General features: G+C 75.1%; 11 protein-coding genes. 10 read left to right on the forward strand and 1 reads right to left on the reverse strand.

What is annotated here, in order from left to right; all coding sequences use genetic code 11:
• Positions 1 to 629 (reverse strand): WYL domain-containing protein (locus VF202_14095; GenBank protein HEX7041244.1); only part of this gene is annotated, 629 nt, incomplete at its 3' end.
• 237 nt (positions 630 to 866) lie between these two features.
• Here VF202_14095 and VF202_14100 point away from each other — a divergent pair.
• The 10 genes from VF202_14100 to lpxD all read left to right on the forward strand — a co-directional run bounded on the left by VF202_14100 (position 867) and on the right by lpxD (position 13228).
• Complete coding sequence (locus VF202_14100) at positions 867 to 1328, forward strand: EVE domain-containing protein (GenBank protein ID HEX7041245.1); 462 nt, start codon at positions 867 to 869, stop codon at positions 1326 to 1328.
• 5 nt (positions 1329 to 1333) lie between these two features.
• Positions 1334 to 2347 carry a DeoR family transcriptional regulator gene (locus VF202_14105; GenBank protein HEX7041246.1) on the forward strand — a complete coding sequence of 338 codons (1014 nt, stop codon included), beginning with the start codon at positions 1334 to 1336 and terminating at the stop codon, positions 2345 to 2347.
• A 119-nt stretch (positions 2348 to 2466) separates the two neighbouring features.
• Positions 2467 to 3378 (forward strand): hypothetical protein, encoded by a 912-nt coding sequence (locus VF202_14110; GenBank protein HEX7041247.1) that lies wholly within the window; start codon positions 2467 to 2469, stop codon positions 3376 to 3378.
• Complete coding sequence (locus VF202_14115; GenBank protein HEX7041248.1) at positions 3375 to 5414, forward strand: hypothetical protein; 2040 nt, start codon at positions 3375 to 3377, stop codon at positions 5412 to 5414. The genes VF202_14110 and VF202_14115 overlap by 4 nt, the downstream gene beginning before the upstream one ends.
• A gap of 64 nt (positions 5415 to 5478) precedes the next feature.
• The gene (locus VF202_14120; GenBank protein ID HEX7041249.1) at positions 5479 to 8223 is read left to right on the forward strand and encodes a hypothetical protein; all 2745 of its coding nucleotides are present in this window, start codon (positions 5479 to 5481) and stop codon (positions 8221 to 8223) included.
• A gap of 8 nt (positions 8224 to 8231) precedes the next feature.
• Complete coding sequence (tsaE, locus tag VF202_14125) at positions 8232 to 8666, forward strand: tRNA (adenosine(37)-N6)-threonylcarbamoyltransferase complex ATPase subunit type 1 TsaE (GenBank protein ID HEX7041250.1); 435 nt, start codon at positions 8232 to 8234, stop codon at positions 8664 to 8666.
• A 94-nt stretch (positions 8667 to 8760) separates the two neighbouring features.
• Positions 8761 to 9351 (forward strand): tRNA (adenosine(37)-N6)-threonylcarbamoyltransferase complex dimerization subunit type 1 TsaB, encoded by a 591-nt coding sequence (gene tsaB, locus VF202_14130; GenBank protein ID HEX7041251.1) that lies wholly within the window; start codon positions 8761 to 8763, stop codon positions 9349 to 9351.
• Positions 9352 to 9420: 69 nt separating this feature from the next.
• Positions 9421 to 10458 (forward strand): rod shape-determining protein, encoded by a 1038-nt coding sequence (locus tag VF202_14135; GenBank protein HEX7041252.1) that lies wholly within the window; start codon positions 9421 to 9423, stop codon positions 10456 to 10458.
• A gap of 2 nt (positions 10459 to 10460) precedes the next feature.
• Complete coding sequence (locus VF202_14140) at positions 10461 to 12179, forward strand: hypothetical protein (protein HEX7041253.1); 1719 nt, start codon at positions 10461 to 10463, stop codon at positions 12177 to 12179.
• Complete coding sequence (gene lpxD, locus VF202_14145; GenBank protein HEX7041254.1) at positions 12176 to 13228, forward strand: UDP-3-O-(3-hydroxymyristoyl)glucosamine N-acyltransferase; 1053 nt, start codon at positions 12176 to 12178, stop codon at positions 13226 to 13228. Before VF202_14140 ends, lpxD begins: the two co-directional genes overlap by 4 nt.

Below are 13228 nucleotides of genomic sequence, written 5' to 3' on the forward strand. Positions count from 1 at the left end.
GTGTGCCAGTCGGCATCCTGGCCGGGATCCACATTACTGGGGCGGCTGTCCCGGATGCCGAGAATGCGCGCCAGCAGGAAGTCCTTGAAGCAGCCGTCGGTGAAGCAGTACGCCCGGGCATGCCAGCGGAAACCGTCGAACGCGATGGCATGCGGCGCGATCCAGCGCCAGCGAGGAGCGGGGCCGGAAAGGGACTGGTATTCGACTTCGATGGCCTGTTTGTTGTGAATGGCTTGGAGCACGGTGCGCAGGTTGCCGGCATCGATACCACGGGCAGGGCCGCGCACCGTGTCGAAGGCCGGCAGCTGGCCGATCCAGGTTTCCTCCTGCGTGACGATGCCGTCGGAGATCGACCGCAATTGGGACAGGTAGCTGGCCGGGTCCGGTTTCAGAAACAGGGGCTCGAAGCAGTCGCCCCGGACGTAGGTGCGGGCGCTCTTGTCGTAGACCATGTTGCCCGGCGCCATGCCGAGGTAGCGGTTCAGGTCGGTGGATGCCTGGTTGATCGAGATCCCGAAGGCGGCCATCAGGTCGCCGCGGTTGACATGGCCGTCCCAGAACAGCCGGAACTCGATGAACTCGAGCCGGCGCTCAATGCCCCACCGAGCGCTGTCCTGCGTCGCCCCCACCTTGACACTCCGGCATCATGACCCGCATCGAAACTGTATTCGACCAGTTCCTGGTTGGTTTGTAAAGAGAGGATGGGTGCGGCGGGGACCATCGCCGCGAGGGGGGCGTGGCGCAGTCAGCGAATCATGGTATCTTTCATGGCATTAGATGCTTGTTGCCGCGGTAACGCATTGATCTATATGCGATTGAAGTTCCCATTGATGTTCGAGTGGAAGTGACCGCTGGTATCATCCGGCATGGCAAGAGCGTGGCTCATCAAGAACGAGCCCGACTGCTACTCGTTCGACGACCTGTTGCGCGACGGCAAGGTGCAGTGGGACGGCGTGCGCAACTACCAGGCTCGGAACTACATGCGTGACGAGATGCGGCCGGGCGACCAGGTGCTCTACTACCACTCCTCCACCGCCGAGCCGGCGGTAGTGGGCCTCGCGGAGGTGGCGTCGGAGCCCTACCCCGACCCCACGCAGTTCGACCCCACCAGCGAGTACTACGACCCCAAGGCCACACCGGACAGCCCGCGCTGGCACCTCGTGGAGTTCAGGCCCGTGAGGCGTCTCCCGCGCCCCGTCACCCTGGCCGAGATGAAGCGCGACCCCGCCCTGGAGGGCATGCGCCTGCTTCAGCGCGGGAACCGCCTGAGCGTGATGCCCGTCGAGCCGGAGCACTTCGCCCGCGTGCTCGAGCTGGCGGGAAGCTGAGCACGGTGCCGCGCCTCCGCCACGGGACCGGGGCGGGCGCGCCGGACGCGCCGCGCTTCACCGAGCGGCACGTGCGCGTGCTGCACGCCGTGGCCGAGAGCTACATCCGCACCGCGCACCCGGTCCCCTCGCAGCACGTGGCGTCCCAGCTGGACGTCTCCAGCGCGACCGTCCGCAACGACTTCGGCGCCCTCGAGGAGGGCGGCCTGCTGCAGCAGCCTCATACCTCGGCCGGGCGCATACCCACGGCGGAGGGCTTCCGCTACTACGCCGCCTCCTACCTGCCGCCGCGGCGCCTGCCCCGGGGCGAGCGCGAGGTCATCAGGCGCGAGCTGGGCGGCGTGGGCGGCGACGAGCTCTTCGTCCAGGCGTCGCGCCTTGCCGCGCGCCTCTCCGGCTACGCCGTGCTCGTCAGGCTGCCCCCCGACGACGCCCTCCGCGTCCACGAGGTGCACCTCTCGCTGGTCTCGACCCGGCGCCTCCTGGCCGTGGTCGTGCTCGAGAACGGCCTCGTGCGCCAGCTCGGCGTGGGCCTCGACCCCATGCCGTACGAGGGCGTCATAGACGAGGCCGAGCGCAACCTGCGGCAGCTCGACCTGAGCGTGGGCGACGCCCCGCGGACCCTCCGGGCCGTGGCCGCGACCGCGGACGAGGACCTGGCCCGCACGCTACGGGCCGTCGCCGACGCCTGGGTGGGCCTGCGCTCGGCGAAGCTGTTCCGCGCCGGGCTCGGGCGGCTCCTGGACGAGCCGGAGGGCGAGGACCCCAGCTTCGTGCGGCTGGTCGTGGAGCACGTCGAGGGCGAGGCCGCGCTGCCCGAGGCGCCGGAGGGGGACATCGAGCTCGACCTCGACGACCGTCTGGCGCTGGTCAGCGCCTCGTTCTCCTTCGGCGCCGGCCGGGGCGCCCTCACCCTGGTCGGCCCGGCGCGCATGCGCTACCCCCACGCGCTCTCGATCGCCAGGGAGTTCGGCCGCGCCCTCACCGCGAGCTCGGGCCAGGACGCCGCCGCGGGCTGAGCCCACGGTCCGCCGGCGCCTCTCAGACACGCAGGAGACCGCATCCCTACGGAGTTTCTCACAGCTCGGGGCACCCCGCGGGCCTATGCTCGTGAGCGTGTCATTAGGGGGCTCGCCGCGTGCCTAACGAGGTGTACCGCGCCGCCGTGGACGGCCTCGCCGGCCTCGTCCCGCCGCGCGTCGCCCAGCGCCTCGTCGACGAGGCGCTGAAGGCGACGCGCCGCACGCCGGAGGACGTGAGCCTCTCGGCGATGCGGCGCCTCCTCCTGGGGCCGATCCGCGCCGAGCTGGACGGCGTCCTGCCGCCCGGCGCGGCCGGCCCTGGGCTCAAGCGCCTCGCCGCCTCGCTCGCCCACCACGACGACCAGCCGCGACGGCGCTGGTGGCAGCTGCGCCGCCGCACTGCCCAGATCGGCGGCGAGGCGAGCGACGCCGAGGCCGCTCGCGACCCGGGCCACGACCCCGACACAGCGACGCCGCCCGTCCCCGCCCTGGGCGCCGCCGCCAAGGCGGCGGCCGTCGCCGGACCGTCGCCGAACGTCCGCGCCACGCTGGTGCGCCGCGTCGACCCGGCCGAGGCCGCCGCGATCGAGCGGGCCGTGGCGGCGGAGCGGTCGGGCGCCGCGGGCGGCGGCGTGGCCGTCGCCGCTGACGCTCGGCCGGACGCCCCGTCGCGCCGACGGGCGCCCCGTGCCGCCCCCCTGCCCGCGCTCGACGACGCGCTCGTCGACAAGGCGCTGCGCGCCTTCGGCGCCCTCGAGACCGTGCGCCAGGTGGTGGCCGTGAGGGGCGCCGAGGTCGTACTGGGGAGCGGCGAGGGCGTCGACGAGGCCGCGCTGCCGGGGCTGGCCCTGGCGACGTCGCGGCTCCTCGGCCGCGACGGCACCCTCAAGCTGTTCGCCCTGGAGCGCCCCTCCGGCGCCCTGTTCCTGTTCCCGCTGCGCGGCGGCGGGCTCGTGGTACTGACCAAGCCCAAGGTGAACGTCGGCGCGGTGCTGGCCGCCCGCGCCGCCCTCGAGGAGGCAGCATGATCGCTCGTCTGAGACCCATAGCCGTCGTGGCAGCGCTGTTCGTGCTGGTCGGCGCTCCGGCACTGGCCCAGGAGGACAGCGTCCTGCAGCGCTACGACCTGGCCGTGGAGAACCTCGAGTTCGCGATCGCCTCCGTGCCCGGCGACCCCGTGCAGGCGCGCGACGAGCTCGAGCGCGCCGTCAACGCGCTGCTCACGCTCTCGCGCGACACCACGAGCGCCACGCTCCTCGAGGCGATGCAGCGCACGTTCGACCGCGCCAGGACCGCCGTGGACAACGAGAGCCGCGCCGACCTCGCCGTGCAGGCGGCGGTGCTGCGCGGCGGCTTCCGCCGCCTGGTGGCCGACTCGGCCTTCACCGCCGGCGCCGCTGGAGAGCTCGACACGGCCCTGTCTCGCCTCACCCACGTGGCCGAGGAGCTGGGCTTCGCCGCCGACGACCTAGAGACGCTGGCGGGCGCCGGCACCTCGCTGGCAGCGCTGCGGCTGGCCTTCGAGGCCGGGGCCGCCGCGGCGATCGCGGCCGAGCTCACGGTGAGCGAGCGCCTGCTGCCCACCGACAGGGAGGCGGCCTACGAGGCGCTGGCGACGGCCTACGGGGACTCGCTGCTGGTGCAGGACTCCCCGCGCGCCGACCCCGACCTCCACGCGGCGCTCCTGCGCGCCGCCCAGGCGCTGGTCCAGAACGACGCCGAGGCCTTCGCTGACGCCACCGACGAGGCCGAGGGCCACCTCACGCGCCTGGCGTCGGCCGCACGCGCCGGCGAGGCCGGCGGGCTGGCCGCGCCGGCCGCGCCGCCGGAGGGCGCCGCACCGGACGCCGCCGGCGCCGCCCCCGGGGCCGGCGAGGCCCCCGCGCCCGCCGCGCAGGATGAGGCCCCCGCCGCGCCGCCCGCGGAGGGCGCTCCCGCGCCCGCCGACCAGCAGGCCGACCAGGCGGCGCCCCAGGGCGGTCAGCCGGACGCGGCCGAGCCGCCGTCCGACGAGGCGGCCGCGCCGCCCGCAGCGCCGGCCGCCGCAGGGCCCGAGGGCCAGCCGGGCGCGGGCGAGGCCGCCGGACGACCCGGCGAGGGGCTCGGCGAGCTGCCGTCGCTCGGCGGCGAGCCTGCCGCCGAGGGCGCCGCGCCCGTGGACCTCGCCCTGCTCAGGGCGCAGTTCGAGCAGGAGCGTCGCGACGCCGAGCTGGCCGCTCTCGTCCAGGAGCTCGAGGGCGCGGGCCTGCCGGCCGGCCTGGCGAGGTCGCAGGCCTCGGCGCTGCTGGACGCGGGCTTCACGTCCACGGACGCGGCGTTCGACGCCGTCGCCGCGCGCCTGGGCGAGGCCGTGGCCGACCTGCGCGCGGGCGACGCCGCCGGCGCCGCGAGCGCCGTGGGGACGGCCAGGATGGCCTTCGAGAACGTGCGCGGCCTCGTGGGCGCCAGGGACTCCGCCGCCGCGGCCGACGCGGCCGCCCTCTTCGACAGCGTCCTCGACCGCCCCGCGATGCGCGAGCACGACCTGACGCTGCTCGCCGCCTCGGTCGAGGCGGGCCGCGCGGCGCTGCTCGGCGAGCCGGCCGCCGGCGCCGGCCTGTCCCTGGAGCGGAGCGTCGACGCGGTCTGGGGCGGTTGGACGCGCCTGGCCGTGCTGTTCGTGCTCGGCGTCCTCGCCTTCGTGCCGCTGCGCTACCTGAACCTGGCGTTCGGCGGCGGCAACGCGAACTGGCGGCTCGTCGCCTGGGCGCTGTTCCTCCTGCTGGTGCCGGTCTTCTACGAGGCCCTAGCGGCCCTCGGCACCGCCGTCGCGCGGCTCACGGAGACCCCCTCCCTCGACGTCCTGGCGCGCTGGTCGATGTTCGACAGCACGCTGGGGCACGTCGTATGGGCCGCGCTGGTCTTCCTCGCCCTGCTCTTCGCCGCGATCGGCCTGCGCGGCATCTGCGCCCAGTTCGGCGTGCTCGGCGCGCGCGGCGGCCCCCAGGCGTCCACGACGCCGACGCTCGTCGAGTCGAGCGGGGTGCGGCAGCAGACGGCGGTAGACTGGGACGACGAGTTCTGAAGCCCCCGGCCGTCGCGCCCGGCGCCGCCAGCACCCCTGGCCGGGCTGAATCACCGGAGCCCTGATGACCAACCTCGTCTACCAGACGGCGGTCGAGGAGCTGGAGGCGGTGATGTCGCCGCGCGTCGTCTCCCGCTCGCTCAAGGAGGGCCTGCGCCAGCACGGGCGCTCCCCCGAGACCGTCGACGTCGCGACGCTCGAGGAGATCCTCAAGGGCCAGGTCTACCGCCAGCTCCAGGTCACGATGCCCGTGACCGAGGCGAAGGCCACGGTGGCCAACATCCTCGAGCGCCTGCGTGAGGTAGGCGACGACAAGGCCCCGGCGCCTCGCAGCGGCCTCGAGGCCCAGGCCGAGCGCCTCCAGAACCTGCAGCAGGCGCTCAAGCCGTACAACCTCTACTTCGAGTGGCCAGAGGTCCAGAAGCTGCGGGCGCAGCTCCAGCTCCTCGAGGCCGAGCACGAGGCCGGGCGCGAGGCCGGCACGCTCCTCGCCGACGCCGAGGCCCAGCTCGAGGCCGTGTCGCAGAAGCTCGAGGACCAGCTCGTGCTGCAGGCGCGCGAGGTCGGCGAGCTCTCCGAGGCCCTGGAGGCCGTCCGCTCGCTGGGCGGACCGAAGGTGAGGCGGCTGGAGTCCCTCGTCAACCACATGCGCTCGGCGCAGGAGGCCAGGCACCTCGCCCCCGCGGAGCTCGAGCGGGCCAGGAGGCTCGCCCGCGACCTCCGCAAGCTCATGGAGTCGAGCGTCTACTCCGAGGCACAGGAGGGGGACGCCGAGGGCCAGACCGCGCCGGCCGAAGCGGAGGCCGACGAGGGCGGGGTCTTCGACGTCGGCACCGAGGACGAGGAGATCCTGACCATCGACGTCGGCAACCTCACGCCGGAGGCGAGCGAGCGCCTGCGACTGATCGACCTGGCCGCCGAGTCGGAGGACCTCGCCGCCCTGCGCGACGAGCACGGCGTGCTGCTCGACTACCGGCCCGACCTCGCCGCGCGGTTCGAGGCCCTGGCGGCCGACCTGGCGGCGGGACGGACCGTCGCCGACGAGCTCGCGGAGCTGCGCGAGGCGCTGCCCGCGGCCGCCGACGAGGTGCGGGCCTCCCTCCGCGCCGAGTTCGAGGAGCTCGGCCGCGAGGTCGAGGAGCTGCCGGAGGTCATCGACGCCGCCGAGCTCCGTCAGGCGGCGAAGGTCACCCTGGGCATACTGGCCACGACGCTCCCGGCCGCCGCCGACGTCGATCACGTCAGGCAGCTCCGCGAGCTGGCCCGCGAGCAGGTCGAGGTCCAGCGACGCGCCGAGGAGGCGCTCGAGGCGCAGTTCAAGGCGCAGGAGGAGCTGGTGCGGCGCCTCGAGGAGACCCTCGTGCGCTACGAGGCCCACAGCCCCTCGGAGGACGTGCGGCGCCTGCGGGAGGAGCTCGAGTCCCTGCGCCTGGCCCACGCCAGCCGCACGCTCGTGCCCGAGGTGATGGCCTCGGTGAGGCAGGCCGAGGAGCGCCTGGCCCGCGAGCTGGCCGAGCGCGCCACCGAGGAGTCCGAGCGCCGCCGGGCGCGCATCGAGAGCCTGCGGGCCCAGCTCCTGGCGGTGCCCCCCACCGCCACGCTCGGGGACCGGGTCGAGGCCGCGCTGCGCGAGGTGGACAGGCTGCTCGAGGAGCAGGCCGGCAGCGAGGCGGCCAGCGCCCTGCTGCTCGACGAGGAGCTGGGGCCCACGCTGCCGCTGGACGCCGAGCACGCCGACCTCGGCGCGCTGGAGGCCCTGATCTCGTCGCTGCGCAGCGAGGCGATCGTCAGCGTCAGGAAGCGGCTCGAGCGCCTGGCCGAAAGGGCCGGCGAGATCGGCAGCGTCTCCTTCGCGGAGCGCATCCAGGCGGCTATGACCGACCTCGAGGGCGGCGTGTTCCCCGACCTGGCCGGCCTCGAGGTCGAGCTGGGCCGGGCCAGCGAGGCCGCGCGCACGCACCAGCTCGGCGAGCTCCACAGGCTGGGCCGCGAGGCCCAGACCTACGCCGGGCTCGACGACCCGCAGGTGCGCGAGCTGTTCGAGCTGCTCGCGTCCGAGCGCCAGCAGCTCGCCGCGGGCGGGCACGCCCGGCGCCTCGGCGAGGCCGCGCTGCTCCTGGGCCGCGTCGAGGCGCGCGTCGAGGAGCGCCTGTCGAGCGTGCCCGCGCGGCTCGACGACGCGCTGGCGCGCTTCGAGGTCGTCGCCAAGCTGAACAGCGACGACGTCGCCACCGTGCGGCGCATCCTCCAGCACCTCGACTCGCAGCGCGACTCCCTGAACCGCGTCTCGGTGGGCCTGCGCCTGCAGCTCGAGTCGTCCTTGTCGCAGGCCGAGCAGCTCCTGTCCAGCCTCGAGGAGGAGTACGAGGCCACGCGCCTCATCGCCGACCAGCTCGTCGCCGGGGGGCTGCTCGACGACGTGCTCGGCCCCCTGGCCGGGGCGGGCGGCGGGGCGGCCGAGCCGGCGCGGACCGGTCAGCCTCCCGCCGAGCTGGCCGAGCGCTACGCCGACACGCCCGGCGTCGCGTCAGTGAGCGTGCTCTCCCCCGCCGGCGAGCTCCTCGCCGGCGCACCGCTCCACGGCGCGGACGGTCGGCGGGCCCTGGGCGACCTGAGGCGGTCCGCGGCGGCGCTGCTGGCGCGCGAGGCGGAGCGGGAGGGCGACGTGCTCGTCGTGACGGCCGGGCTGTCGGAGGGGCACCTAGTCGTGGCGTTCGCGCCGGGCCTCACCGTGACGCTGAGGGTCGACTCGGCGGCCCTGGCCCCCGTGGTCTCCGGCCGGCTGCGCCGCGACCTGGCCGGCGACTGACGGCGGCCGTGCGCTCACTGACCCGCGACGTCGGGAGCCTGGACGACCTGCGCCGCCTCGCCGAGGACGTGGCCGCCGCCACCGGGCCGGGCGACATGCTCGTGCTCACGGGCCCGCTGGGAGCGGGCAAGACCACTTTCGTGCAGCAGCTCGCCGCCGCGCTGGGGTCTACCGCGGCGGTGAGCAGCCCCACCTACACGCTGGTGCACGAGTACCCCACGCCGCAAGGCACGCTCGTCCACGTCGACCTCTACCGCCTGCCGCCGGGCGGCGCGTCCGCGCTGGGCCTCGACGACTACCTGGACAGGTCGCGCCTCGTCGCCGTGGAGTGGGGTGAGCCGCTGCTCGCCGAGCACCCTGGCGCCCACCACCTCGAGCTGGCGCTGGTGGACGAGGACGTGGGGCGCCGCGTCGCGACCTGGCGGTCGCCGGAGCCGCCGTGATGAGCCGTGTCTCCGGCGGGCCGGATGCCGTCGGCCCCACGCCGACGCGCCGCCGACCCGCCGCGCGGGCGACCCGCGACGGGGGTCCGGGGCGGTGAGCGAGCGCGCGGCCGGGAGCCGCCTGACGCTGGCCGTCGACTGCGCCACGCCGTACCTGGCGCTGGCGCTCGTCGACGAGGACGGGCGCGTGCTGGGCCGCTTCGCCGCCGAGGTGGGGCGGGAGCACGCCACGCGCCTGGTGCCTGAGCTGCACGCGCTCACCGCCGGGGTGCCGGGCTGGCGCGGCCGGCTGGCGCTGGTCGTGGCCGGCGTGGGGCCCGGCTCCTACACGGGGCTCAGGGTCGCGCTGGCGACGGCCAGCGGGCTGGCCCGCGCCGTCGGCGCGGAGGTGAGGGGCGCGCCCACCTTCGCCGCCCTCGCCGCCGGCGTGCTCGCGCCAGGCGAGGACGCGGTGGTAACCCTCGACGCCAGGCGCGGCAACGTCTACGCCGCCCACTGCCGGCGTGCACCAGGCCCCGAGGACGTCGCGCCGTCCGTGGCGCTGCTCGCCGGGCCCGTGAAGCTCCCCGCCGCCGAGGCGGGGTCGCTGGCGCCCGGCGCGCGCGTCCTGCCGGCGGGAACACCGGACGCCGCCGCGCTCGCCGCCAGCGCCGCCGAGGGCCCGCCGGCGGCGATCTACCTCTAGAGGGCCGCCTCTACCCGCGAGAAGGGCCAAGTTATACTGCCGCGAATCCCGCCGGGGTGGGAGTTGAGCATGTTCTTCAAGTTCGGACAGGAGATCGGGGTCGACCTGGGCACGGCCACGGTCTTGATCTACGTCAAGGGCCAGGGCATCCTCCTGCGCGAGCCCTCGGTGATCGCCATGGTGCGCGACACCGGCGAGGTGAAGGCCGTCGGCGAGGAGGCGTACCGGATGCTCGGCCGCACCCCGGGCAACATCGTCGCGGTAAGGCCCATGCGCGACGGCGTGATCGCCGATTACGACCTGACCGAGAAGATGCTGCAGGCCTTCGTCCGCAAGGTGCTGCGCGGCCCCAGCCGCCTGTTCAAGCCCCAGGTCATGGTGTGCGTGCCCTCGGGCGTCACCGAGGTCGAGCGCCGCGCCGTGCTGCAGGCGACCCGCGAGGTGGGCGCGCGCAAGGCCTTCCTCATCGAGGAGCCGCTGGCCGCGGCGATCGGCGCGGGAGTGAAGATCGCCGAGCCGACGGGCAGCATGATCGTCGACATCGGCGGCGGCACCACCGACATCGCGATCATCTCGCTCGGCGGCATCGTCGTCTCGGAGAGCCTGCGCATCGCCGGCAACGAGCTCGACGAGTCGATCATCCGCTACATCAGGCAGAAGGAGAACCTGCTCATCGGCGACCGCACGGCCGAGGAGGTCAAGCGCCGCATCGGCGCCGCCACGATCCGCAGCTCCGCCGACGAGCTCGAGACCGAGGTGCGCGGACGCGACCTCATCAACGGCCTGCCGAAGAGCGTGCGCGTGACCACGTCGGACATCGTGGAGGCCCTCCAGGAGCCGATCCAGAAGATCGCCGACGGCGTGAGGCGCGTGCTCGAGCAGGCCCCGCCGGAGCTGGTCTCGGACGTCATCGACCGCGGGATCATCATGACCGGCGGCGGCTCGCTGCTGAGGAACTTCGACGAGCTGCTGCGGCAGACGACGGGCATACCGGTGATGGTCGCCGACAACGCCACCGACTCGGTGGCGCTCGGCACGGGCCAGGCCCTCGACATGATCCACGTGCTCCGGGACGCGCTGATCTCGGACAACTTCCTCAGACGCTGAGGATGCGACGGCTCCTGGCCGCGGCCGGCGCGGCCTGCCTCGCCGTCGCCTGTGCGGCGCTGGGGGCGGGCGCGGGGCCGGCGCGCGCCCAAGGCGCCGCGGCGGTGCCCGACTTCCCGCTCGCGGAGGTGCGCCCCGGCCTCGTCGGGTACGGGCTCACCGCCGGTCCCGGCGGCGAGGTCGAGCGCTTCGACGTCGAGGTGCTCGCAGTGCAGGAGGACGCCGGGCCGGGCTTCCCTCTCGTGCTCGTGCGCGCCTCGGGGACGTTCATCGAGGCCGCCGGCGGCGTCGCCGCGGGCATGAGCGGGAGCCCCGTCTACCTGCCGCGGGACGGACGCGACGCGCTGCTGGGGGCCATCGGCTACGTCTTCCCCGAGGCCGACCACGACCTCGCGCTCGTCACGCCCATCGGCGCGATGCGCGACGTGGACGTCGCCGGCGCGCCCACCTCCCTCGCCGTCCCTGGCCTCGGCACGGCCGTGCCCGTGACCACGCCGGTCCTCATGACCGGCACGTCGCCGCGCGCCGCCGCGCTCCTCGACGAGCTGTTCGCGGGCGCCCCCACGCGTCCCTTCGCGCCCCTCGGGGCGCAGGGCTCAGCGAACGGCGGGGCCGAGCCGGCGGCGCCGCCCGAGCTGGCGCCCGGCGCGGCCGTGGCCGTTCAGCTCATCGGCGGCGACCTGCAGCTCGCCGCGCTCGGCACCGTCACGGCCGTCGAGGACGGGTCGCTGCTGGCGCTGGGACACCCCCTGTTCGGCGCCGGACGCGCCTCCTACGGCCTCGCGCCGGCCGACGTCACGGCCGTGGTCCCCAGCGACGTCGTGCCCTTCAAGCTCGCCAACGTGCGCCCCGAGACCGTCGGCGCCGTCACCCACGACACGCCGGCGGCACTGGTCGGCGAGGTCGGGCGGGAGCCCGAGACGGTGGACCTGGCGCTGACCGTCACGGTCTCCGGTCGGTCCGAGCGCTTCGCGGTCCGCCTCGCCGCCGGAGAGCGGCTCTACCCGCTGCTCGCCGCCATCGCGACCCTCGACGCCGCCGACAGGGTGCTACGCTCTGTCGGCCCCGGCAAGGCTGACCTCGCATGGGAGGTGACGTTGCGGGACGGCACGCGGGTGAGGGTACTCGAGCAGGTCACGAGCGAGGAGGACGTCGGCCTCGAGGCGGCGCGCCTCGCCGGCGAGCCGCTGGCCGTCCTGGCCGGCAACAGGTTCGCCGACCCGCAGGTGGAGAGCGTCGACCTGAGCGTGGCGTTCGACAGGGACCCCGGCAGCGCCGAGGTCGCGGAGGTGGTCCTCGAGGACGAGAAGCTCGTCGCCGGCGGCCACGCCATCCTGCACGTCAGGCTCCAGCCCTACCGCCGCGAGGCCGTCGTGCGGACCTTCAGCGTGCCCCTCCCGACGGACATGAACGGCGAGGTGACCCTGCTGGTGCGCGGCGGCGACGTGCCTCGCGAGGTCGAGGGCGCGCCGGAGGAGGGCGGCGAGGTCGACGAGCCCCGCACGTTCCCCGAGCTGCTCGACGCCCTGCGGGACCAGGTGCAGGCGAGCGAGCTCGTCGTCGAGTCCGTCGACGAGCACGGCGACGTGAGGCGGCTGCTGCGGGTGCCCCTCGCGTGGGTGGTGGTGGGCAGCCAGGACCTGCACGTGACCGTGGCGCCCGCGGACGAGGACGGCTCGGGCGGCGACGGGCCGGGGCAGGGCGAGGAGGAGGACCGGTGAGCGAGGCCGGGCCGCTCACGCTCACGCAGCTGGCGGACGCCATCGGGGGTCGCCTCGAGGGCGCGCCGGCCGACGTCGGGGTGAGCCGCCTCGCCTCGCCCGCCTCCGTGGCGGCGGGGCGCGACGACGCCGAGGCGTGCGTGGTCGTCGCCGGCACCGAGGCCGACGTGGCGGCGCTGGCCACCGCGCCCCGGCCGCCGGCGCTGGTCGTGGCGCCGGAAGGCCTCGACGCGGGGGCCCTGGCGGGCGTGCCCGTGGCGCGCGTCGCCGACGCCCGCCTGGCGCTGGCCGCGCTCTCGGGACTTCTCGACGACCGCCCGGACCCGGCCACCGGGGAGCGCAGCGAGCGCGCCTTCGTCCACCCCACCGCGTCCCTCGGCGAGGGCGTGACCCTGCTGCCCGGCGCCGTCGTGCTGGCGGGCGCCCGGGTCGGCGACCGCAGCGTACTGGGGCCAGGCAGCGTGGTGGGCGAGGGCAGCGTCGTCGGCGCCGACTGCGTCCTGCACGCGAACGTCACGCTCTACGACGGCGTGAGGCTCGGCGACCGCGTGGTGCTGCACGCCGGCGTGGTCGTGGGCGCCGACGGCTTCGGCTACGCCGCGTCGCCGGGCGGCGCCGTGAAGGTGCGCCACCTGGGCGGCGTCGTGATCGGCGACGACGTCGAGGTCGGTGCGAACACGGCCATCGACAGGGGCACCATCGACGACACGGTCGTGGGCGCCGGCACGAAGATCGACAACCACTGCCAGGTCGGGCACAACGTGCGCATCGGCCGGCACTGCCTCATCGCGGGCATGACCGGCATCGCCGGCAGCGTCGTGGTCGGCGACGGCGCTGTCCTCGGCGGGGCCGTGGCCGTGGCTGACCACGTGAGCATAGGCGCGGGCGCCCGCATCGCCGGCCGCAGCGGCGTGACGAAGGACGTGCCCCCCGGCGAGACGTGGGCGGGCTTCCCCGCCAGGCCGTACCGCCAGTTCGCCAGGCGGCTCTACCTGCTCGACCGCCTCGAGGACGTCTGGCGCGCCGTCAGGCGCCTGGAGGGCCGCTGA

Source organism: Trueperaceae bacterium, from assembly GCA_036381035.1.
In the GTDB taxonomy this organism is placed as follows: Bacteria; Deinococcota; Deinococci; order Deinococcales; family Trueperaceae; genus DASRWD01.